This is a genomic window from Chitinophaga sp. CC14 (assembly GCF_048957795.1).
Taxonomy (GTDB): domain Bacteria; phylum Bacteroidota; class Bacteroidia; order Chitinophagales; family Chitinophagaceae; genus Chitinophaga; species Chitinophaga ginsengisegetis.
On sequence record NZ_JARBFY010000006.1, the window covers coordinates 673,846 to 698,118 of the forward strand.

18 protein-coding genes are annotated in these 24,273 nt (G+C 49.5%); 5 read left to right on the forward strand and 13 right to left on the reverse strand.

Going from position 1 to position 24,273, the window contains the following annotated elements:
* The first annotated feature begins 88 nt into the window (after window positions 1-88).
* The gene (locus PV783_RS33170; RefSeq protein WP_420991019.1) at window positions 89-2,437 is read left to right on the forward strand and encodes an ABC transporter permease; all 2,349 of its coding nucleotides are present in this window, start codon (window positions 89-91) and stop codon (window positions 2,435-2,437) included.
* Window positions 2,438-2,443: 6 nt separating this feature from the next.
* Here PV783_RS33170 and PV783_RS33175 read toward each other — a convergent pair whose 3' ends face one another.
* The 4 genes from PV783_RS33175 to PV783_RS33190 form a co-directional block, all read right to left on the reverse strand.
* Window positions 2,444-2,959, reverse strand: a complete 516-nt coding sequence (locus tag PV783_RS33175; protein WP_420991020.1) for a hypothetical protein — start codon at window positions 2,957-2,959, stop codon at window positions 2,444-2,446.
* A gap of 193 nt (window positions 2,960-3,152) precedes the next feature.
* A complete protein-coding gene (locus PV783_RS33180) occupies window positions 3,153-5,750 on the reverse strand; it encodes a PAS domain S-box protein (RefSeq protein ID WP_420991021.1) in 2,598 nt (865 codons plus the stop codon).
* 74 nt (window positions 5,751-5,824) lie between these two features.
* Entirely contained in the window at window positions 5,825-6,007 is a 183-nt protein-coding gene (locus PV783_RS33185; RefSeq protein ID WP_420991022.1) for a hypothetical protein, read from the reverse strand.
* 168 nt (window positions 6,008-6,175) lie between these two features.
* On the reverse strand, window positions 6,176-6,655 hold the full coding sequence (locus PV783_RS33190) for an inorganic diphosphatase (RefSeq protein WP_420991023.1): 480 nt from the start codon (window positions 6,653-6,655) through the stop codon (window positions 6,176-6,178).
* Window positions 6,656-6,778: 123 nt separating this feature from the next.
* On the opposite strand from PV783_RS33190, the gene PV783_RS33195 reads away from it, so the two are divergent.
* A complete protein-coding gene (locus tag PV783_RS33195; RefSeq protein ID WP_079472339.1) occupies window positions 6,779-7,003 on the forward strand; it encodes a hypothetical protein in 225 nt (74 codons plus the stop codon).
* A 57-nt stretch (window positions 7,004-7,060) separates the two neighbouring features.
* Here the strand turns inward: PV783_RS33195 and PV783_RS33200 are convergent, their stop codons facing one another.
* From PV783_RS33200 to PV783_RS33230, 7 genes are all read right to left on the reverse strand, one after another.
* Window positions 7,061-8,191: an FG-GAP-like repeat-containing protein gene (locus PV783_RS33200; protein ID WP_420991024.1), complete on the reverse strand. Its 1,131-nt coding sequence runs from the start codon at window positions 8,189-8,191 to the stop codon at window positions 7,061-7,063.
* A gap of 74 nt (window positions 8,192-8,265) precedes the next feature.
* Complete coding sequence (locus tag PV783_RS33205) at window positions 8,266-9,522, reverse strand: TolC family protein (RefSeq protein ID WP_420991025.1); 1,257 nt, start codon at window positions 9,520-9,522, stop codon at window positions 8,266-8,268.
* 37 nt (window positions 9,523-9,559) lie between these two features.
* Window positions 9,560-12,643 carry an efflux RND transporter permease subunit gene (locus PV783_RS33210; protein ID WP_420991026.1) on the reverse strand — a complete coding sequence of 1,028 codons (3,084 nt, stop codon included), beginning with the start codon at window positions 12,641-12,643 and terminating at the stop codon, window positions 9,560-9,562.
* 26 nt (window positions 12,644-12,669) lie between these two features.
* A complete protein-coding gene (locus PV783_RS33215; protein ID WP_420991027.1) occupies window positions 12,670-13,776 on the reverse strand; it encodes an efflux RND transporter periplasmic adaptor subunit in 1,107 nt (368 codons plus the stop codon).
* Window positions 13,777-13,963: 187 nt separating this feature from the next.
* Entirely contained in the window at window positions 13,964-15,331 is a 1,368-nt protein-coding gene (locus tag PV783_RS33220) for an ATP-binding protein (RefSeq protein ID WP_420991028.1), read from the reverse strand.
* Window positions 15,328-16,008: a response regulator transcription factor gene (locus PV783_RS33225; RefSeq protein ID WP_420991029.1), complete on the reverse strand. Its 681-nt coding sequence runs from the start codon at window positions 16,006-16,008 to the stop codon at window positions 15,328-15,330. Before PV783_RS33225 ends, PV783_RS33220 begins: the two co-directional genes overlap by 4 nt.
* Before the next feature lie 40 nt (window positions 16,009-16,048).
* Window positions 16,049-16,942, reverse strand: coding sequence for an NAD(P)-dependent oxidoreductase (locus PV783_RS33230; RefSeq protein WP_420991030.1), 894 nt, complete (start codon window positions 16,940-16,942; stop codon window positions 16,049-16,051).
* A gap of 132 nt (window positions 16,943-17,074) precedes the next feature.
* Here PV783_RS33230 and PV783_RS33235 point away from each other — a divergent pair, with 132 nt between their 5' ends.
* Window positions 17,075-17,428 (forward strand): winged helix-turn-helix transcriptional regulator, encoded by a 354-nt coding sequence (locus PV783_RS33235; protein ID WP_420991031.1) that lies wholly within the window; start codon window positions 17,075-17,077, stop codon window positions 17,426-17,428.
* 3 nt (window positions 17,429-17,431) lie between these two features.
* Here PV783_RS33235 and PV783_RS33240 read toward each other — a convergent pair whose 3' ends face one another.
* Window positions 17,432-18,757 carry a sensor histidine kinase gene (locus PV783_RS33240; RefSeq protein WP_420991032.1) on the reverse strand — a complete coding sequence of 442 codons (1,326 nt, stop codon included), beginning with the start codon at window positions 18,755-18,757 and terminating at the stop codon, window positions 17,432-17,434.
* Window positions 18,758-18,856: 99 nt separating this feature from the next.
* Between PV783_RS33240 and PV783_RS33245 the strand changes: the two genes are divergently transcribed.
* Window positions 18,857-19,417: an AAA family ATPase gene (locus PV783_RS33245; RefSeq protein WP_420991033.1), complete on the forward strand. Its 561-nt coding sequence runs from the start codon at window positions 18,857-18,859 to the stop codon at window positions 19,415-19,417.
* 29 nt (window positions 19,418-19,446) lie between these two features.
* Window positions 19,447-21,819, forward strand: a complete 2,373-nt coding sequence (locus PV783_RS33250; protein ID WP_420991034.1) for an ABC transporter permease — start codon at window positions 19,447-19,449, stop codon at window positions 21,817-21,819.
* Between the two features lie 99 nt (window positions 21,820-21,918).
* Here PV783_RS33250 and PV783_RS33255 read toward each other — a convergent pair whose 3' ends face one another.
* Window positions 21,919-24,267 (reverse strand): tail fiber domain-containing protein, encoded by a 2,349-nt coding sequence (locus PV783_RS33255; protein WP_420991035.1) that lies wholly within the window; start codon window positions 24,265-24,267, stop codon window positions 21,919-21,921.
* Window positions 24,268-24,273 lie beyond the last annotated feature (6 nt).

The window sequence follows — 24,273 nt, forward strand, 5'->3', positions numbered from 1 at the left end:
TTCTGTCACATTATAAATAAATGTTCCGTGCCCGCAGTTAATTTCAGGTAGTATAGAAGAACCCATTCTTCTCCCAAAACTATCCGCTATGTTAAAAAACTACTGCAGGCACGGCTGGAGAAATCTCCTTAAAAACAAACTTTCCACCCTTATCAATATTGGTGGCCTCTCCATTGGTTTGGCGACGGGCATCATTATCCTGTTATGGATCAACGGGGAGGTTAGTTATGATGCCTTCCATCAGCACAAAGCAAGTATTTACCAGCTGATGAGTAATTCGTACCACGATGGCAGATGGTTTACCGGTGACGCTACCCCGGCGCCACTGGCAGAGAAAATGAAACTTGGGTTCCCCGAAATAAAATATACCACACGTCAGGCATATGGCGGGCAGCAGCTGCTCAGCACCGGTAAGAAAAGTATTTACCAGCAAAGTATGTATGCCGACCCTGATTACTTTAACATCTTTACCTTCCCGGCTATTTCCGGGAATCCCGTTACCGCCCTTCAGGACCCGGGCGCCATCATACTTACGGAAAGTACCGCCCATAGGTTGTTTGGCGATAAAGACCCAATTGGCAGTATTATCAAACATAATAATCAGCATCACCTCCGGGTGGCAGCGGTGATCCGCGATGCTCCGGAAAACAGTTCCATTCAATTTGATGTAGTGCTCCCCTTCCGCCTTTATGAACTGGAGAACGCCGACTGGATCAACCGCTGGGATAATTACCGTGTTGGGAACATCGCCCTGTTACAGCCGGGAAGCAGCGTGGAGGGCTTTAACAAAAAGCTGAAGGACTCAAGGATAGCAAATGCTACAGATAGTATCAACTACCTGTTTGCCTATCCGTTCACCGCGCTGCACCTCCACAGCGGGTTCAAAAATGGTAAGCCCAGCGGCGGGCGTATAGAGATCATGCTGCTGCTGGGCACCATCGGCCTTTTTATTTTACTGATTGCGTGTATTAATTTCATGAACCTCTCTACTGCACGTGCGGAGCGCCGCGCAAGAGAGGTAGGCGTAAGAAAAGTGCTGGGCGCATCGCGGATTACTATCGTCCTTCAATTTCTCATAGAAGCGCTGATCATCACCTTTGGCGCATTGCTCCTGGGAATACTGCTGGCGAAACTGGCACTGCCGGGACTTAACAGGATATCCGGTAAAAGTATCAGCCTTGATTTTATGAACTGGCAGATATGGACCGGGTTATTGTTACTGCTCCTCTTCACCGGCCTGGTAGCCGGCAGCTATCCGGCGTTTTTCCTCAGCGGCTTCCGTCCCGTAAAGGTATTAAAGGGCGTCATATCCACCAATCGTGGTGGCGGACTATTCCGGAAAAGCCTTGTGACGTTCCAGTTTATCATCTCCATTTTTCTTATTATCACCACCATCGTTATATACAAACAGTTGCAGTATGGCGAAAACCGGCCTGTGGGTTACAACCAGGACAACCTGCTGGAAATACCCGCCCGCGGCGAAATGGCGAACAAGTACCTCCTGCTGCAGGAAGACCTGCTGCGTATTCCTGAAATAGAAAGCGTGTCAGCCGGCACGGACGACCTGTTACGATTTGGCGGCGCTACCGATGGCATTGCCTGGCCCGGGAAAACTGCGGATCAGAACTTCTCCATTAATATTACCTGGGTGAAATACGACTGGGTAAAAACCGCCGGGCTGCAACTCGCCGCAGGCCGCGATTTCAGCCCGGAGTATGGCCGCGATTCCGCCGCATGCCTGGTAAATGAAGCTGCCGTAAAGAAAATGGGATTGAAAGAACCGGTGATCGGTACCATGCTTGGTAACAATCCGATCATTGGGGTAGTGAAAGATTTTGTGGTCAATAACCCTTACCGGTCGTCGCCACCGCTGGTCATCTATTTTGGCTCCGGCCCCATGAGCCATATTTTTGTACGGCTTCGTAAAACGGAGCACCCGGAAACAGCCCTTGCAAAAATAGAAGTAGCTATCAAAAAAAGTAATCCTGAGTTCCCGTTTGAATTCAGCTTCACTAAAGAAGCTTACCGGAAAATGTTTACAGGCTTGCGTTCGTCCGGGTTCATGCTTAACTGGACCAGCAGCCTGGCTATCCTGATCTCCTGCCTGGGGTTATTTGGTTTATCTACCTACCTCGCGGAGCGGCGTAGCAAAGAAATCGGTATCCGTAAAATTATGGGCGCCAGCGTGGGCAGGATCTGGTACATGCTTGCCAAAGAATTCCTGAAACCGGTATTCATCGCCTTTGTGATTACGGTACCGCTGGCGGTGCTGGCCATGCAGGAAGCCCTGCGCAATGTCGATTACCGGGTATCGCTGCAATGGTGGATGTTTGCAGCAGCAGGCATCCTTACGGCGCTCATTGCATTACTCACCATCAGCTTCCAGGGTACGAAAGCTGCGATGGCCAATCCTGTGAAGGCATTGCAATCGGAATAAAATAAATCAGGAATGAGTGAGCAGATGTTCCGGCGCTTCCAGTAACGACTGGGTTTGCAGTAACATTTCCTTCATCTTCATCTTAAAGCGGGTGGCAGCAGACGCTTCGTCCGGCATCACATTTTCCTGCAGTTCGCTCTGGAAGAGTACTTTAAGATTCCCTTTGAGCTTATACAGGTCGCTCTGCTTGGCCAAGCCTGCGGCAAATCCGGCTTCCCGGATGGCCTGCTGCTGATCGGGTTCAAAGGAAGCTGCATACCAGATAACCGGTACCTGTTTCAGACGTTTGATCTTTCTCAGCTCGCGCAGAAACTGGGGCGTTTCATCTGAAGGTAACAGGCTGTCTAAAAAAATGTAGTCCGGGACAAGGTCGGGGTGCTTCTTAAAATAGTCCAGCGCTTTACTGGTGTTATCCTGCGAAATGCAGGCTTTACTTACATTCAGGAGGTCCAGCGCAAGATAGAACTGGTTACGCCGGTCACGGTCCGGATCAATTAGTAAACTGATTAATTTCTCTCTCATTGCAGGGCAGTTTAATGGCAGGATAAATTGGTAACAATTCGAACTATGAAAACAAACGAGGAAAAAGAAAAGTTGTAACTGTTGCAAAAGTACAGCAGGAAATGTTCCTGAAAAAATCGGCGGCCCGCGATAATCCACCTTTCTTCAAAAAACAAACACAATTAACAAAAACACAACAGATTTGGTATGTCCCTTACACTGGCAGGATCACTTTAAAAACAGCGCCCTTATCCGGTACGCCGGTCGCATAAATTCCTCCTTTATGGTTTAGTACGATTTTATTACACAGGGCCAGTCCTATTCCTGTTCCTTCATAAACAGTACGGTCGTTTAGCCGTTGAAAGATCTGGAAGATTTTATCGGCATATATCTGGTCAAACCCGATACCGTTATCTGCTACCGTGATGGTGCAGTATTCCCTGCCTTTATCCAGATCCGGCAATGCGGCTGCGTCAGCAACACTGAACGGCTCTGCGTGAATATTGATCTGTGGCTTTCTTCCGGGCGACAAAAACTTAATAGCATTACCAATGAGGTTATGAAACAGCTGGTTCATCTGCAGGGGGCTTACGGTAAGACGGGGCAGTTCTTTTGCAGAGATGGTTACATCATGCTGACCGATTATCACTTCAAAATCTGTCATTACATTTTTGAGGATTTCGTTGAGATCCGTTTCCACAAACGGATCTTTTACGTGTACCAGCCGGGAGTAATCCAGCAGTTCACTGATCAGGAGCGACATCCGTTTGGCGCTTTGCATTACTTTCTCAATGTACATCCGGGAGGTGTCGGAAAGAATGTCTTTGTTTACATTAAACAACATGCCGGCAAACGTATGGATCTTCCGCAGGGGTTCCTGTAAATCGTGGCTGGTTACATAGGCAAACTGTTCCAGTTCGCGGTTTGATTTTTCGAGATAGAAATTGGCTTCCACCAGTTCTTTGGTTCGCTGTTCTACTATTGCCTCCAGTTTGACAGCCAGCTGCATATACTTGGATTCGCTTTCCTGGAGCGCCTGGAATAATCTCTTTTGTTGCGTAATGTCCCGGGCTATTTTGGAAGCACCTATTATATTTCCATGGAGATCTTTTACCGGGGAGATGGTCAGGGAGATGTCCAGCAGCTGCCCGTCTTTGGTGACACGCTTTGTTTCAAAATGATCTACCCTGTTGCCGGCCCTGAGTTGCTCAATGATCCGGGATTCCTCATCCAGCCTGTCGGCCGGAATGATTCGGGTGATGGCTTCCCCTTTCATTTCTTCCGCAGTATACCCAAACAACCTTTCTGCGCCCGGGTTCCAGCTGGTAATTATACCATCCAGCGTTTTACTGACAATGGCGTCATCTGAAAATTCCACGATAGCCGCCAGTTTGGATACGTATTCTTCCGCGCTTTTCTGGTCGGTAATATCTACCAGCATATTCACCGCACCCTGGAGATTACCGGCACTATCGAATATCGGATCAGGGTATGGCTGGATGATACGCCTGGAGCCATCGGGTCTTTCTATCATGATAACTTTTCCTCTCACCGGTGTGCCACCTTTAATGGCCTCCGCCATCGGGCAGCTGTCCAGGTCAATGGGCGTAATGCCATCGGGTTCATATATTTTCCAGGAACCACACCACATATCTACCCCTGCCACGGGTGTTCTGCCCCATAAAGAAACGGCTGCTGTATTGTAAAGGAGTACATGGCCTTCCTTGTCGCAGGTGTATACGGCGGCCGGCAGCGCTTCCAGCAGTTGCTGATAATGTGACCCTGTATGTTGCTGCAGGAGTTTCCCGTGGCACATCCGGATAGCTGAAGTCATTTGCGGCAGATAACCATGATAAGCCTTATGTACCGGGACAGCATGGTGAACCACTTCCGCAGCAGGCAGATGTGCATGACCAACCGGAATGGATATGGTAAAGGTGCTTCCCTCGCCGGGAATGCTGCTGATCTGCAGCGCTCCGCCATGCAGGAGGATACCTTCATTTACTACAGTGAGGCCACCACGGCTCCGGGGCGGCCCCTGCAATGCTGCATTGATTTCAGACAACAGCCCTGGAGGAATGCCGATACCGGTATCCGCTATTGAAAGTACTACCTGGTTGTCTTCCTGGCCAAGCCTTACCGCTACGCCCCCCTGCAACGTATAGCTAAGGGCGTTAGTAAGCAATGATAACAGGATCTGTTCCCAGATGTCCCTGTCTATATACACATCTTCCGAAACAATCCCCAGGTTAATAACGAGGGTGAGACCCGCTTCCCGGATCACCGGGTCCAGCTGCTCCAGCAATGTCCTGGTGAAATTACTAAGGTCTGTTTTAACAAACGTAGGCGCTTTCCCGTTATGCAGGGATACGCCGATAAACAAGGCGCCGGTGTCGCCGGTATCATCCTTTACAGGCATGCCGTCAAACTGGTAGCAACTGCCATCCGGCTGCATCAGCCGCAGCTGTGGAGTTATTACAGCCGCTTCCGGGGTTGACCATAAGGCAGGCCATACCGTTGCTGCCGGTTGTCCCATCGACAAAGGGTGCTGATTGCCAAGTAATTCCCGGCAGGCATCATTATATATTAAGATATTTTCATTGCCCCAGCACAAGAGCATAGGTTGCGCAGAGGAGAGTAAAATCTGTATACAGGTCTTTAAACTTTGCGACCACTGGTCCGCTCTCCCTAAGGGAGTAGCGCTCCAGTTAAAAGAACGGATCAGTTCACCTGTTTCACCTCCACCGGGGGGAAACCTATCAGACGCCGTAGCCGGTTCACTTAAAGTTGCCTTTGTCGGGGCATTTATCATTGTACAAAATATATAATCCTAAAATATATACTGGTTGATCCTTGCTATGGGGATGCCATTAATTCCACAATCAACTATAAAACCGTGTAATAAAATGCACAATCACCATTTATTCCATGCTGTCCTTTTATCACGTGGTTGATCTTACTGCTTTTCAAAGAGATCCGGGCCAGGCTCCTGTTAATAGCTACCACTACAGCGGCGGCGGCTACAGTACCTCCAAACGGGGAGGCGCCCACCATCACCCAAACCGGCACCGTTGGGATGATAATTACAATAATCGTGTCGAAAGCAGATTTTCACCAAAAATGCACATGCCACCCGGTATGACGAGGGCTGGGGATAACAAAATATACCGGCACGCGCTGCAGATATCTGCAGCGCAGCTGACGGAGCGCCTTGACCCAAAAGTGTAGGCGCGACATTTATTTTTCAGGAAATTTTATCTGCTCATAAGCAGGAGCTGCTTCTATATATCCCAGTGGAGTAAACTGTTTTCCTTCCTGCTCATTATAGGTAATAAAGAAATGTTCTATTTCACGGATGGTTTGTGCCGACACGGCATCCACTCCTTTATATAACTTTGATAACACCGGCACTGCGATGTAGCGGTCGTTCCGGATTACTGTACCATCCCTTTCCTTTTGTTCTGCTTTGATGGCGCCCAGCAAACGGCATTTAATCAGGCAGCCTGGAAAGCTTTTAAATTCGGAGATCACCATCACATCCAGCGGATCTCCATCGGCTCCTTTGGTTCCAAGGATAAAACCAAAATCATAAGGGAACACCATTCCGGCGGGTAATATCTTATTGAGTACAAAAAACCGGGATGCAGGGTCGAAATCGTATTTTTCACCACTCCCTCTCGGAGTTTCAATAACAACAGGTAACTCTTTAATGATCATACGCACATTTTGTTGGTCTTGTTAAATAGGATAAAGAGGACTCAGCTGCGAAGAAACAAAAAAAGGACCAACCAGCCCACATAAGGCATAATGATTGTACCATAAAAGATAAACTTTGTAGCCATGAATACCTTCAGCATACAACTCGACAACCACGAAACAGGGGTTACGCGCCGCGACGAAGATGTGTTCATCGTCCGTCTTCCTGAGAAAACTATTTACCTGGAAAAAAAGCAGGACAACGAAGGAGCTAACCATTGGTTTGAGCAGGGCAAGGATAATGAAACCACCCTCACTGCTAATATTGGAGCCGCCATTGAGAACTGGCTGGCGAAGAATAATTCCTGACCCGCAGGAACATTTTTTTTCACAGTATACTGCCTGCTTATCTTGCAGGCAGTATTTTTATAAAGATCCCTTGTTATAAAAGATAAACAATCCATCCTTGCCGGCAACAATCACATCTTTTCTGCCAGACCCGGTGAGATCATGGGTCACAAAATATAACCCTGCTCCTTTTGATCCATAGCTGATCACCTGTTTGGTGAATGAAGCGCCGTTCCATTTAAAATAATAGATGCCGCAGGGATCACTGGAACCCGGATCATGGTCGTTGTGCGCGCGGTAACGCTTTCCGGTGATCAGCTCCGGCTCATTATCTCCATCTATATCTTCCCACAACATGGTATGGTATTGCGAATTAAAAGGGTCAATAGCATGTTTGATCCACAACCGCTTGTTTGTTTTGGTATCTTTCTTTTGCTCGTACCAGTCGAGCCCATAATCATGCCCCTGGCCTGCAATGAGGTCAGGCAAACCGTCTTTATTTACATCGGCCACTATTACAGGCACGCTGGCGGTGCCGAGATTAAACTCCGGGTGAAAAGTCCAGGCGGCGCTGTAGGGCGATGCCGGCGCTTCTACCCATCCTTCCGGCACTACGAGATCCGTACGGCCGTCGCCGTTAATATCCCCGCTGCCCAGGCCATGCCCCGATTTACGGTCCAGTACTGTATGCGCCGTAAACGCGCCTTTGGTATGATGATATACCACCAGCGGATCATTGGGCGTGTTGGGAATAATTTCCGGTATGCCGTCGCCATCAAGGTCCCACGAACGGGTGGTTTCAATATTGCCGGGAGTGGCAATTACGTGTTCCGCCCATTCCTTGTCGTTCCCCGGGTTCTCCTTCCATACCAGCGTTTTTCCAAACCAGCCGCCGGTCACATAATCCATGCGGCCATCACCGTTTACATCAAACGGAATCGTGGAGAAGTCGTCCCAGTACTCGCCAAACTGTTTTACCGGGCCAATATAATGACGCTTAAAATACGCCGGTCCTTCATACCAGAAAGCGCCGGATACCAGGTCGGGGACCTTATCATTGTTTACATCCATCACTGCCACGGATTCATAACTTTCTGCAGCGATCTGACGCTTTTCAAATTTCAGTGGCGCCGGGCCTTTGGCAGTTTGAGCGGAAGCTGTTGCAGTAAGTAAAAATAATCCCGCAACAGGAACAAGGAATTTTTTCATATTGAACAATTAAACGTGGAGCAGAACAAGATAATGAATACCTGTAATAAACTATCCTGTAGTGTCCTGATGTGTCAGGAAATATCCCAGATGCCCGCGGCCCTTTCCAGCTCTACCAGCGCGGCCGCGTAGCGGAACAACGCCTCCTGGTAATTCTGCTGCACCTCATTCCAGGTACGTTGTGCGTTCAATACTTCCAGCAGCGAGGTTTCCCCGCGTTGATAGCTGTACATCTTTCCCTGTAGTACCTGCTGCGCACTGGTGAGCAGCGTATGTTCAAATTGCTGCACCTGTTGCTGTGCTGCATGATAATTGTACCATGCCTGGGTTACTTCCACCTGGATTTGCAGCTGCACCTGGTTGTACGCCACGCCGGCCTGTTTGATGGCATACTGCGCACTATGCAGATCCCCCTTGTAATGATTGGACCATTTCAACGGCACAGAGATGCCCGCGCTGCTGGCAATGTAACGCGGTGTGGGAGCAATATCGCTGGTAGCTGCGGCATTGTAGCCAACGCCGGCATTGATGCCGAGGTCTATTTTCCGGTTAGCCTTTACCAGGGCGAGACTTTTCTCCGCTACGGTTTTTGTGGCGTTAGCCGCCAGGATATCCGCGCGACTTTCCTGCGCATCCGCAATCAGTATGGCTAAGTTGAAATCCCTTTCCAGGTGATCAAAGCCACCGGCGGGCAGCAGCAACGTATCACCGTGTGACCGGCCGGTATTGATGTTTAACTGCACCAGTGCTGTTTTGAAGTCTGCCTCCTGCTGGTATATGCTGTTGAGCAACTGGTTCGCTTCCAGTTCCGATTGTCGTGCATCCGTTGCCGTTATCACGCCTTTCTGAAACCGGATAGCGTCGGCAGCAGCCAGCTGCCGCATAATATCGCCGGCCTGTTGCTGCACCCGCAAAAGCCCTTGCTGCAGCAAGGCATTATACCAGGCAATGGTGGCGTCGGCACGCAGCTGGCGGAAATAGTCCTGCAATTGCGCCTGGCTCAGTTCAAGCCCGCTCTGCGCCAATGCTACCCTGGCTTTTCGTTTGCCGCCCAACTCCAGCGTGGTACTGATGCCGGCGTTATATCCATACGATAACTTCAGCAGCCGGTGCTGGTTGTCGAAGCCATCCAGCGAAAGCTGGGGATCAGGAAATACTTTGGCGCTTTCTATTCCTGCCGCGGCAATGCTCACATTATACTGCTGCGCGGCATAGCCCAGGTGTTGCGTGGCCACCAGGCGAAGGTAGCCGGCCAGTGGAACAGGCGTCTGCTGAAAGTTACTATCTGCCTGCGCGAGTACTGCGCTATGAATGGCCATCCATAAAAACATCTGCCCAAAAAATCTATATAAAAACTGCATAATTTATTTATTCTGCGGGTGAAGCACTCCATTTTCTTTCCATGAGATAATACAGGGCCGGCAATACAAATAAGGTAATCACGGTAGCTAACAGTAACCCATATACGATTACGGTAGCCAGCGGCCGCTGCACATCAGACCCTATGCCCGTGGCAAAAGAAGCCGGCAGTAACCCCAGCGCTGCAACGGAGGCCGTCATCAATACCGGCCGGAAACGGTTACGGGCGCCATCGATCACGGCATTCATCAACCCGTATCCCTGCTTACGCAGGTCGTTGATCTGCGATACCAGGATCACTCCATTCTGCACTGCTACCCCAAACAACGCGATGAAACCCACAGCAGAGGATACATTAAGCGTCATCCCGCGGACATTTAGCGCCAGCATGCCCCCAAACAATGCCAATGGCACTACGCCCAGGATCAGCCCCGCCTGCCGGAATTTTCCGAAAGCGCTGTAAAGCAGTAAAAACATGATGGCTAACGCCAACGGCACTACGACGAGCAGCTTACTATACGCGCGGCGCTGATTCTCAAACTGGCCCCCCCATTTAACAGTGTATTTCGCGTGGTCATATTGTACCTGTTTTTCTATCTGCTGCCGTGCGTCGGCGAGAAATGCGGTGAGGTCGTTTCCCCGTAGGTTCAGCTTCACGGTCAGGTGCCGCTTATTCCATTCGCGGGTGATGGTACTTTCGCCGGCAGCGGTTTTTACGGTGGCTACCTGCGCCAGTGGTATCTTAGCACCGGTGGCGGAAGTGAGCATCAGGCCGGCGATCTTCTCCGGTGTGTCCCGGCTGGTTTCCGCATACCGGCAGGTTACATCAAATACTTTGTTGCCTGCAAACACCTGCGACACCGCCTTGCCGCCAATAGCCACTTCTATCAGTTCTCCCACATCACTTACATTGAGGCCATACCTTGCAAGGGCGTCCCTGTCTACAGTGATCTGCAACTGCGGCAAAGGCGGCTCCTGGTCGATAGCTACGTCGGCAGCGCCTTTTACCTGTTTTAAAGTAGCAGCTATTTCATCTGCAATACGGCGTGTTTCTTTAAAATCATCGCCGTATACTTTTACGACCAGCTCACTGTGCGCACCGGAAATTTTATCCATCACCCCATCGATCATAGGCTGACTGAACCCAACGCTGTAGCCCGGCATGGTAGCGTATTCCAGCGCCAGATCGTTGATAAGGTCTGCTTTTGTTCTTCCCCGCTTCCACTCACGGTAAGGCTTCAGCCCAATGCTGCATTCAAAGTGAGAGGCCGTCCACGGGTCGGTGCCATCATCGTTACGGCCAGCCTGCACCATCACATACGTTACCTCTTCATATTTCATGGTATGTTGCCGCAGGCTGTCGCTCATTTCTTTTGAACGTTGCAGTGAAATACCCGGCGGCAGCTGTACCTGCAGCCAGATGGTGCCTTCATCCAGTGGCGGCAGAAAATCCTTGCCAACGGTAACAGACAACACGATGGCGCCTGTGAGCACCAGCGCCAGCGGAATGAATACCCGCTTTGGTCTGCTCATGAGCTGTTCCAGGCGATGCTTGTAAGTATTGGCCAACCGGTCCAGCCACCTGTTATGATACAGCTTACGGGGCTTGCGGTATACGGCAAATGCCAGTCCGGGTATGAGCAGCAACGCCACGGCCAGCGCGCCCAGCAGCGCATATCCAACAGTAAATGCCATCGGTGTAAACAGCTTGCGTTCTACTCTTTCAAAAGAAAACAATGGCAGGTAAGCCGTAATAATAATGATGGTGGAAAACAGTACCGGTCTTGCTACCAGCGTAGCCTTCTGTGCAATGGTTAACTCGGCCAGCTCCGCTTCCGGATCATCTTCGCGTTTTTTCAGGATGGCTTCCATCATTACAATGGCGCCGTCTACGATGATCCCAAAGTCAATAGCGCCCAATGATAACAGGTTAGCGGGAATATGCGTAAAGTACATCCCAATAAAAGCAATGAGCAATGCCAGCGGAATAGTAATGGCTACAATCAGCGCCCCGCGCCAGTTTCCCAGGAATATAATCAACACTGCTATCACCAGCCCGATGCCTTCCAATAGTGTATGCGACACCGTATGAAGCGTGTTGTCGATGAGTTGTGTACGGTCGAGATACGGACGGATGCTCACGCCTTCCGGCAGGATATGCCGGTTCAGGTCATCCACCGCGGCGTGAATACCTTCCAGCACCACGGAAGGGTTTTGTCCTTTCAGCAGCAATACAATTCCTTCGTCGCCTTCGGAGTAGTTCACGCGCCGGTCGGTATAGCCCAGGATGCCTTTGCGTTCCAGGTTGCCCAGTTTCAGTTGGCCCAGGTCCTTCAGGAATACGGGTACACCGTTCACCGATTTTACTACTACATCACCAAGACTTTCCAGTGTTTTCACCAGCCCGATACCGCGCACCACATAGCCGAGATCTCCCATGGTGAGCACACTGCCGCCGTTGTTGGCATTGTTGTTACTGATAGCGGTTTGCACGTCTGCGAGGGAAACATGGTACTGTTCCATCTTCTGCGGATCAATTTCCACCTGGTATTGCGCGGTGATCCCGCCAAAGTTAGTTACATCTGCTACACCCGCTACCTGTTTGATGCGTGGAATGATGGTATAATTTTGCAGGTCCGTGATCGTTTTCAGATCATGATTATTGCTTTCAATAATATACCGGTATATTTCCCCGATGGGTGAAGTAAGCGGGTCCAGTCCGGGTTTGGCGTTATACGGCAGTTCTACATCTCCCAGCCGTTCTGTGATCCGTTGCCGCGCCCAGTAGTCTTCCATCCCGTCTTCAAAAACAATGGTGATCACTGATAAGCCAAAGGTGCTTTTGCTTCTCATCACATGCATGCCGGGCATACCGTTGAGCGCACGTTCTACGGGCACCGTAATTTGTTGTTCTACCTCTTCGGCAGCGAGCCCCGGCACCTGTGTTACCACCTGCGAGGTAACGTCGGCAATATCCGGGTAAGCCTCGAGTGCCAGCTGTTTCCAGGAATAATAACCGAACAGCGCCAGCAGCACGAACAATGCAACAAACAGCCAGCGCTTCTGAATAGCGGCTGATATTAATTTCTTCATAAAATCCTGTTGAAATAAAAGCGTAGTTATTTGGTACCGGAGAGATAGAAGGCGCCTTCAGAAATAATCCGCTCGCCTTCGTGTAAGCCTGCCGTAACAATCACCTGCGGACCGTTGGCGCCATTAGTAGTAATGCTGCGTTTTATAAACTGTCCGTTGGCAGCGGCCACCCATACCGCGGGCATATCACCGTTTTGCAGCAGGGCTGTAAGCGGGATCTGTAAAGCGGTTTCCGGCTGCCCGGAGAAACTAACGGTTACGTACATACCGGGTTTCAGCACGCGGTTGTTATTTTGTACACTGATCAGCACTTCTATACTGCGGGTGTCTTCATCTACCAGTGCACTAATATGATACACTTTCCCGGTAAGGGTTACGCCGGGTAAAGCGGCTACCTCAATATGGCATTCATCGCCGGTATGAAGAAAGCGGATATCTTTCTCTTTTACCTGGCCGGCGATCCACAGGGCAGATACATCTGCGATGGTGGCTACACTGCCGGCGTCCTCCTTTATGTATTGCCCCAGTATTACTTTGTTGGCAATTACCTCGCCGGCTACCGGCGCTCTTACTACCAGGGGCTGTCCGAGTACCAGTGTACCGGGATTGGCTTTAAAGAGACGGATGCCCATCTGTGCATTATCATATTCCTTTTGCGCTACCGCCAGGGCGGTTTGTGCTTCTTCCAGGTCTTTCTGTGTACCTACGCCGTTATCCACCAGGTCCTGCTGGCGTTTGCAGGTTTTGCGGGCCTGCTCCAGCTGCGCCTTTTCCTGGAAAAATGTTTTCTGGGCTTCCATAAAACCGGGAGAACTGATTTCAAACAACGGCATATCCGGCGTGGTTTTCATGCCCAGCTGCAGAAAGGATTTTGTGACTCTTCCTTCAAAGGGCGGCGTTATTTCTGCATACTTTGTAGGAATCACTTTTATGGTGCCGGCGGTAGTAATCTGTTTTTGATAAGCCGTACTTCCCACCGTGGAAATTTTCACCTTGCCGGCCAGCGCCGGTGGCAGGGTGATGGTATCGGCGCTGGTGATTGCAGCGGCGGCGGCTGGCTCCCGGTTTACAGTATGACAGGCAGTTGCACCCAGTAAGCCCATGGCAAGGAATCTTTTTAATAAGTATAACACAGCGCTATAGTTTACCTGCTGACAACACAGCAGCGCTATGACATCAGGCAGGAGATGAAGAAATAAAGTAACGTTCCGGACCAGCGTCCATCATCATTGTTGTTTTAATGCGCTGCAAAGGTAGGCCGGCCTTATAGAAAGGCTCGTTAGAAAGGGAACAGAATTTTATTAGAAATTTATTAGAGCGCTACAGGTGCGGTATTTCCACCGTAAAGGTACTGCCTTCATCCATACGGGAAGTAACGCTGATAGTGCCCTGGTGCATGGCGAGGATCTTTTGGGTTAAAGAAAGACCGATACCATTTCCCGGGGTAAAATCCTGGTTGGCGCCGCGGTAAAATGCAGAGAAGATATTGGGAAGATCGGTGGCGGATATGCCGATGCCATTGTCGGTAAACCGGAGTATAACAACGCGTCCGTGGTAATTAATAGTCACTATACACTGGTGATTGGCAGAGAACTTACACGCATTTTCCATCAGGTTCACAAACGCTACTTTCAACAGGTATTCATTCCCGTTCACTGAAATAAAATCATCATCTTCAATTTCCTGTTCAAATTGTATATCTACCTGGTACCCTTCGTTTGACCGGATCACGGTATCACGGGCATCCATCAGTAATTCGTCTGTGCGTAATGCTTTGCGGCCTATTTCCGTTTGGTCGTAACTGGCCTTTGCCAGATCCAGCAGGCCGTTGGAGAGCTTTACCAGGCGTTGGGCATCAGTAAGCGCCAGCCGGATCACTTCTTTATATTCCGGTGCGGACCTGTCCTTGATCAATGCAATCTGCAATTCTCCCACAATAGTGGATAAAGGGGTACGTAGTTCATGAGAGATATTGCTGACAAAATACTTCTGGGCATCAAAGGAGTTTTCCAGCCGGTCCAGCATTTTATTAAACGTGGTAGCCAGTTCCCCTATTTCGTCTTTTTCATTTTGTACGGGTACCCGTAAATCGAGATTGGTAGCGGTGATCTCTTCTACTTTGTCCACCATTTTCTCTACCGGTTTCAATGCCCTCCCTACAAAAAAGTACCCGGCAATGATGGTTAAACCGATGATACCGATATAAGAAAAGATGAGGCTGTATTTCAATCCCTGCAGGCGTTGCAGCCCATACTTATCCGTAGCTGCAGCAGTAATTACATAGTGGCGTCCCTGGTGTGCATAGAGGAAACCAACCACCTGTAATGTACCCTGTTCAAACCTGATTTCCTGTTGTTGGATAATGCGGTTGATCATCTCCGGTGTTTCTTTTACTTTATCTATATCCACCGCATCATGATATTGCAGGTGGAAAGCAGTATCATAAATGGCTACTTCTTCTTCAAACAAATCGTTGTTGGCATTTTTATAGATAAGCTGTAAAACAGCCGGTGGTACCCGTGCGTCCAGGAGCATATTGGCTTTGGTGATCGCTTCCCTTTTCAGGTGATCATAGTATTCATCTTTCTGATTACCGGCAGAAAAAATATAAATAAACACCGCAAATGCGAGCAGCAATACCCCGAAGAGTACCATGAACAACAATATGAGCCGGGTTCTTATTTTCACTCTGCCTTAAATATAAAGCCCATTCCGGAGCGGGTGTGAATAAGCTTTGTGGGAAAATTTTTGTCTATCTTTTTCCTAAGATAATTAATATATACATCAATAAAATTGGTGCCGGAATCAAAGGTGTCCCATACTTTTTCTGCGATCTCTGTCCTGGATAATACGCGTTCCGGGTTTTTCATCATGTATTCCAGCAGCCGGAATTCCTTTGGGGTCAGGTCTATCACTACATCTTCCCTTTTCACAATTTTTGTTTGCAGGTTCATTTCCATATCCGCGAAGCGCAGCAGGAATCCCTGGTTGAAAGTATTACCGGCCCGGTTCCGCTTTATCAGTGCGCGGATACGGGCGTGCAGTTCCCTGAAGTCGAACGGCTTCACCAGGTAATCGTTGGCGCCGGCATCAAAGCCTTCCACTTTATCGTCTGTAGTGCCGAGGGCGGTGAGCATAATAATGGGGCAATCCGGCAACACGCTCCTGATCTGTTTGCACAGATCCAGTCCGTTGATCTTTGGCAGGATGATATCCATAATGATGAGATCGAAGGAGCTGTTCAGGGCCAGCTTCTTTCCCATCTCACCATCATAGGCCAGCGTGATCCGGAAGCCCTGTTCTTCCAATCCTTTTCTGATCATCTCCGCCACCCGTTGCTCATCTTCAATCACCAGGATATGCATAATGCCTTGTTTAGAAGGCAAATATAAAACAAAATCCAGCTCAGGCAGGATCGCGCATCACTTTGATCAGCGCCGCCACTTCTTCATCTTCATAACCCGCAGCTGCCGCTTTCTTAAACAGCGCCGAAGCAAAGGCCGGAAAAGCCGCATTGATACCGGCTTCACGGGCGGTTGCTTCCAGCCGCGCGGTAGCTTCAATAGAAATACGCATAGGGCTTTCCGTTACCTGGAAGCTGTTGGTATGGATCATATTGCCCTCATGTTGGAGGAAGTCGCCAAACGTGGGCGTAATACCTGCTACAATAGCGGCATACTGATCTACTCCCAGTCCCTCCGACTCACTGATCCTTACCCCATGCAGGAAGCCGATCACCGATCCGTAGATATACGACAGCGTGGCCAGGTCCATTGTAGGGGCTGCGCCGATAGCCGCGCCCAGGTAAGAGATGCCGCCGCCAAATACCTGTAGCACGGGCGTGAGCAGCGTGTAGGTGGCTTCTTCTCCTGAAACCAGGATCGGCGTATCCGGACGGCCCATTTGTGACGGAGCTGCCTGGATGGCGCCATTCATATAGGCGGCACCGTTATCCTTTGCCCAGGCGGCGGTAAAGCGGGCTTCCGCCGGACTGATAGTAGTAAGCTGTAATAAGGTACGGCCGGAGATCACGCTTCTTACTGCGGGCGTATCAAGTATTGCCAATGTAGCGGTGTGGTTGTATACGCAGATAACGGTAACCGGGCTTGCAGCAATGGCCGATGCTGCATCCGGCGCCAGCACTGCTCCTTCAGCAACAAGCGCTGCTGCTTTTTCCGGGCTGCGGTTCCATACGGTTACTTTGTATCCTGCTGCCAGTAAAAGCTGCGCCAGTGTAATACCCATAGCGCCTAAGCCGATAACGGTGACCGCGCTTCCTTTGTTAATCTTTTGTGTCATACATTCAAATTTTATGACACAAACTTCCACAGAATGGCGCAGAGAAAAAATAAGGGAAAAATTATTCCCTGCGGGAATCTTTATTCCCTGTCCGCCAATAATTCTTTAAAATTGTAGGATAATTACCTGTATATGTACGAGAGAAAAATACCTGAAGACCTGGAATGCGGTATTAATGTGAGCATGAAGGTACTAAGCGGCAAATGGAAAGCCTGTATACTGGACAGCATCAGCAAAGGTGTTCGCAGGCCCAGCGAGCTGCACACCGCTATCAGCAGCGCCGCGCCGAGAGTGATCAATATGCAGCTGCGCGAACTGGAAGAATACGGAATGGTATGTAAAAAGATTTTTCCCGGTACGCCGCTGAAAGTGGAATATTACCTCACGGCCACCGGGGAAAGTATACTGCCGCTAGTAGCCGCCATTGATCAATGGGGACTTACTAACCGGGAGCATATCATACGCATGCAGGAAGCCCTGCAATAATAGCTAATTGAAAGCGGCCTCGTCTTCCGGGGAAAAATCGCCTTTTACAAAAAGCAGGGTAAAGCTGGTGCCGCTTTCCCGCAAACTTGTTACTTTAATCACACCGCCATTCTGTTCCGCAAATTCCCTGCAAAGCAATAGCCCGAGTCCTGTGCCACGCTCACCATCTGTACCATATCCCGGATGCTGGTGGGAAGTGAACAGCGTACTGAGTTGCTGCGGCGACATGCCCATACCGTGATCCGTAATCGTAATCACCACTTCATCTGTTATCTGCGCTTTTACTTCAATCTGCCCGCCGGTATAACTAAACTTCAGCGCATTGCTGAAAAGGTTGCGAAGAATTACCGACACCTGGTCGCGGTCCGCATACAAAGCCGTGGATACGGGTATCTGCAATTCTACGGTGATCTGTTTTTGCTGTATGATCAGTTCAAAAAAATGAAGCACTTCCGTTACTACCGGCGCCAGTAAAAAATGCCGGGGCCGGGTTTGAATGCCTTTCATGCTACGGGTGCTCCAGCGCAATACATTATCGAGCGTAACGCCCAGCTGCGCCACTTTTTTGTGCAGTACATCCGCCGCCTCTTCCATATCATCACGGGGATATTGTCCTTTCCGGAACATGTCCAGCAGGCTTTCCAGCGTAGCCAGCGGGCTGCGGATATCATGCGCCACAATAGAGAAAAGTTTTTCTTTATCCTTGTTCATCGACACCAGCGTTTGTCGCTGCTGCTCAATTTCCCGCTGGTAATCCGACTGGATATACTTAAAAAAACTAAGTGCCACCACTACAAACGCCAACGCGACGGCCACATTAAACCACACCCTTTCCACCGGCACCGGCGGCGCCAGGTACCACGACCGCGGCATAAATACGATCAGCATAAAAGCCGCGATCACCAATACACTCAGGCTGCCCACTATCCACTTATTGTCGTAGATCAGGATCACGATAAAAAGAATGTTCAGTAAGAAGTATTCCGCTCCGTTATGAAAATAAACACCGGTAAAAGTATAGATCAGGATGCTGATGCAAATAAGTACGATCCTTGCGCTGAGGTACATCCGTTTTTTATGGAATATCAGTACCAGTACGGAAGTAGTGGTAGTAATAGCATTCAATGCCGCTAATATGTACCTGCCCTGGATGGTATTTAAAATACAGTAAAAAAACATAAAGGGAATACAGGGCAATGAGAGTAAATTCAATAACTTTGTGCGCCTGGATTCTATATAAGGCATAGCAGGATGCACACCAACATTCACAATGTTGTTCCAGTGATATTCGGCTGAACGGTATAGAAATTGCTTGACTCCCTGCAGCATAGATGCCGTAAAGATACTTTATAACGTTTGTCAGCGGAATATTTTTTTACGCCTTCCCACTCCCCTCTATCCAATTATTTATTTTTTTAATTTATTAAGATGAACAAAAAAGTAAGAGATCACTTTTTTATTGTCACGGGTGGGCCCGGCATGGGCAAAACCGCTATCATAGCGGCGCTGCGTGAAATGGGACATATCACCGTTCCGGAAACGGGCCGGGAAATTATCCGGCAGCAGGTAGCTGCCGGCGGACAGGCACTGCCCTGGGCCAACCGGCAGGCATTTGCCCGGCTGATGTTTGAGCAGTCGCTGCAGGATTACCTGGAGCAGCCGGCCACCAGCCGCCCCGTATTTTTCGACCGGGGTATTGCCGATACCATCGGTTATCTTGAGCTATGCAGGCTGCGCGTTCCGGAAGAGATGGAGCGCGCCGCCACCTTATACCGGTTTAACCCAACCGTGTTCCTCACCCCGCCGTGGATGGCCATTTATGAACACGATAAGGAACGTAAACAATCTTTTAAAGAAGCCGTGCAAACCTATGAAAGCATGATAAAAGTATACAGCCGGCTGGGATACAGGCTGGTAAAGCTACCTGAAGCCACCGTGGCGGAACGGGTGGCGTTTATACTGGATAAAGCCCTGTCTCTCCTTTTATAAACAAACAACAAAATATATTATCTTCCTGTATGCTCGCTAACTACATTAAAATAGCCGTTCGCCACCACCGGAAAAACAAGCTGTATGCAGGGATCAATATCATTGGCCTGGCCATTGGTATCAGCTGTGTTTTGCTGGCATTTTTATACCTGAAAGATGAAAACAGTTTCGACAGGTTTCATCAACAGAACCCGCATCTGTACCGCGTTACCACCGCAATCACCCAACCAGGTGGCAGTGCGCAGCGGACCGGCAGTACCGGGCAGTTACACGGCCCCGCTTTCAAAGCCCAGGTACCGGAAATAACGGCCTACAGCCGGGTGATGGGCGGAGATATTTACGGGGACATGATCGCCGGCAACAAAGTATTAAAACAACAGCTCCTGTTTGTGGATGCCGACTTCTTCCGGATCTTCTCTTTTCCACTCATCAAAGGCGACTCTGCTACAGCGCTCAGCGACATAGGATCGGCCGTGATTACGGAAAGTACCGCCCTGAAATATTTTAACCGCACCGATGTGGTGGGTGAACTGCTCCGGATGGATGCAGACCCTTCTGCCCGGCGCCTGGGAAAACCGCTGGTGATCAGCGGTGTAGTGAAAGACCCTCCCCTGCATTCTTCCATCCGGTTTGATGTATTACTCCCCTTCCGGTTTATGCAGCTGTCGTTTAACGACACCGACTGGAACAATGTATATCTCAGCACATTTGTGGTTACCCGGCCGGATGCCGCCACGAATACGGTTATACAACAACTAAACCGGGTAGCGGCAGCACATACAAATTCCACCCTCACGTTTGGCCTGCAACCGGTTACCGACATTCACCTTCATCCGCTGTATTCACCCGATGGCAACCGTGAAGGCGGTGTGATCAACGGCAGCAACCCGGTGTTTGCCTGGATCTTTATGGGCATCGCCCTATTTATCCTGGTGATGGCCGGTATTAACTTTATCAATATTACGCTCGCCGGCTCCCTGAAAAGAAGCAAAGAAGTTGGTGTGCGCAAAATTAATGGCAGCAGCAGCACACAAATTATCAGCCAATTCCTCACCGAGTCCGCGCTGCTTTGCGCCACAGCCCTTCTGCTGGCCTTCCTGCTGACGGCCTCCGCACTGCCGGTATTCAACGAACTGGCAGGAAAAGCCATTTCCATCGAGGCAATACCCCATCCGGTAATAGGATTGGCAGCAGCAGGATTGCTGCTGTTCATCATTGCATTAACCGGTGCATACCCGGCCTACGTGCTGGCCAGGTTCAGCGCCATAAAAGCCTTTTCCGGCTCTCAGCAACTAACTGGCAGGAATATCCCCGGACGGATATTGATCGTTACGCAATTTTCACTGGCAGTGTTCTTCCTCCTTGTCACCGCCCTGTTCTACCGGCAAATGGATTACGTGCAATCCAAAGACCTGGGCTATCACCCCGAACAGGTGGTGGTAACGCATATCAGCGGGGATCGCGACCTGAAGCAGGTACAGGACATCCTCAAAAATGAACTGGTTAATGAACCCGGTATCGCCGGCCTTTCCTTTGGTGGCGGCCGTGGCGGCGCCACGGCAGTACATCTCCATGATAAAGAGATCCCGGCCATTCACCGCGTGATCGACAAAAACTATTTACCTACGTTGGGTATCACGCTCCTGGAAGGACAAAACTTCACGGACAACTGGTCCAATGGCGTAATCGTAAACGAAGCATTTGTAAAAGCGGCAGGGCTCCAAAACCCCATTGGAACGCCCATCCGCACGGATGAATATTTCGATAAGGAAATGAGGACCATCACCGGCGTGGTAAAAGATTTTCATGCCGGCTCCCTGCGGGAACGCATCGCACCGATGGTGATGATCATGAGCCGCTGGTACGGCGGCGACGTGTGGATGAAAGTGGACCCGCGCAGGCAACAGGCTTCATTGGCCGCATTGTCCGCTGCATACAAAAAGGCATTGCCGGAAACTGCCTTCACCTACAGCTTCCTCAACGACCTGAACGCACGCGAATATGCACAGGAACAACGCTGGAAAGTGATCATCCGCTGGGCGGCATTGTTATCGGTGCTCATTTGTTGCTCCGGTTTATCCGGACTCGCACATATTGCTACTCATCAACGCATGAAGGAAATCGGAATCCGGAAAATACTGGGCGCCGGCATGACCAGCATCATCGCCCTCTTTTCAAAAGAGTTCCTGCAACTGGTGGCCATTGCTTTTATAACAGCCGCTCCCCTCGCCTGGATAGTGATCCACCGGTGGTTACAGGGCTTTGCCTATCATACCGGTATCAGCGCGTGGATCTTTATTGCTATGGGTAGTTTTACATTACTTATTGCGCTGGCTACTGTTGGTTTCCAGGTGATCCGCGCCGTTGGCGCTAACCCGTTGAAAAATTTGAATGCCGGTTGATGCGGCTGATCAAAAAAACCTGAAGCTCTTTCAATATCCTAATTAAAAGGGGCACTTCAAGTGATGGTCAGCCCCTTTTAATTAGATCCAGCTCCGGAATTATTTTAAGGAGACAACGTTTTTCTGCTGTTGTTCTATGGCGTCTACTCTTTTCAGCAACGCTTCCAGTTTATTAGTGAGGTCTTTGTTTTCTGCCTTTATGGCTTCATTTTCGTTTTTCAGCAACTGATACTGTTCGTTCATCTCCTGCAATGCCTTCATGGTAATGGCCAGCGAGCTGTTGGTATCAAATTTGTCATGGTGCCGTGTTGAAAAATGCCAGTCAGTGCTGTCGGCAATAATTCCTACCCTTATATTTTCCTGTTGATCATCTTTATAAGTAAACTGCTTTATCTGCACCTTCATGAGCAACGACAGGGCATCTTCATTGAAATCCCGGATGTCTTTTTTCAAGGCCGCCCGGGAGTTTTGCAGGAACCCGGTAGCATTGATGTTACCACTGGCATCCCGCTGAACAACAGTATTGGCAACTGTGGGAACGGATACTGTGAGACTTTTTACGAGATAGCCGTTGGCATCGGTACTAAGGATGGAAGCGTTAGGGAGATTAGTAAATTTGTACCCGGTACCATCTATCTCAAAATATAAAGGCGTATTCAATGTATTCCCTCCCATAAGCCTCAGCTTAATATAGGTATTGGCTGTTCTGTCGAATCCTATCATAGTTGCGGCGCTATTTGCATATCCTATCTCCGCAGCAGGCCCGGTTGATGGATCATTATTTCCTGCAAGCCAGCCTTTAAATCGCCCCTGACCATTCCATTCCTGGTGTCCAAGTGCGGTGAGTCTACTCACCATAGTAGTCCCTCCATAATATTTCCAGCTATAATTTAAGACAGATTGCGGTACAGAAAACCAGGTTGCACCGGAATCCACTCCAATCGCAAAATTGGTGCTGGTAGTGGTAGCACGGTTATTTAGAAGTAACTTAGTACCAATGCTTGAAACGTTCATTGCCGGAGCTGAAATACCCGCAGTATCAAAATTCACCACATTATAATTTGTATTCACCAGGCTGATGACACCGGATGTCAAACGCAGAAAAGTAGGCGCCAGCAAAAACTGTCCTCCTCCCACTGCGCCCAGCGAAATATTTCCTTTATCACTTAACAGGCTTACATCTCCATTTACGGAAGATACCTTGCCAACATAACCGGATCTTGTTGAACCATCTTTTTCTACAAACGAGAGATAGGAAGTATTGGCATTACCAGCGCCAATACCCCGGATCCGGGAAGAGCTGGCCGCGATAAAACCACCAACCGACATATCTACCACACCTGAATTCCTGGTAACCTTGAGGGGCGTATCAATCACGTTTCCAAGAGCATCATGCCGGTTCAGGAAAAAATCACTTCCTGATAAACCAGCGTCTTCAGTACCTTTCAGCGAAAAAGACCAGCGCCTGTTTTTAATATCACGGATATCACGGGTGCCGCCATACAGTTCATACTGACTTTCCCCCGGCACATTAAATGTTTTCAGTTTGGTAACCGATCCGGTACCCGCCACAAAAAAGTTGGCAGTTTGCGCAGAATCCTGCTGCGTCTGGATATACCACGCAGACCCTTTCAGCGGCGCAGCTGCAATGTCTGCAGGAGTAAGCGTACGGGTAGTCGCGGCAGTTACATGCCCGGATGCGTTGGTGGTTAACCCTGACAATACACTGGCGCCTGTGAGCACAGGTGTTAGCGCCACTCCGGGAACATGGTTGCCGGCGTGCCACACTGCATTACCATTGTAAAGAAACCTTAAACGCCCTATAGACAATACCTCCGGTAAAATGGTAGAAGGGTTTGTTCCCCCTCCTACATTTCTGAATATCCATCCTTCCGTATTATTATCTGCTGCCTGGAAAATCAGGTTTCCCGAAGGGTCGTCCTGCTGCGATTCCACAAAGATCTTCCAGGTATCTGAATTGTATCCCCACATCAGCCCATTGGATGGAAACGCATTGGCTTTATTGAAATGAATATCATTCGTAGTTACAAAACCACGGTCGGTAACGCTTTGCAACGTTTCTGCCGGCAAAGGTGCAGGAATGTTATATACCTGGCTATTCTTAACATAGGTGATATTGTTACCATTGCGGTACATGGTATCGATACCAACGCCAGACAATGTGCTTACATCCAGCGTATCCTGCCCGATGATAGCAATACGGCTCGGCCCCACCTGCTTTAAGCTGATCTTTTTAAACTCTGTACGGCCCTTTCCCTTATTGAACAGGTAGCCCATTGTGTTTTGTGTACGGTTCTCCAGGATCAGTTCCGCCGTATCACAAACATTGTAAATCCGCACACTGTCCGCGCGGATCTGGTAAATATTTTGCGCAAAGGAAACAACACTGAGGCATGTCAGCAAAAACAGGATAGATAAATATTTCATCAGGTA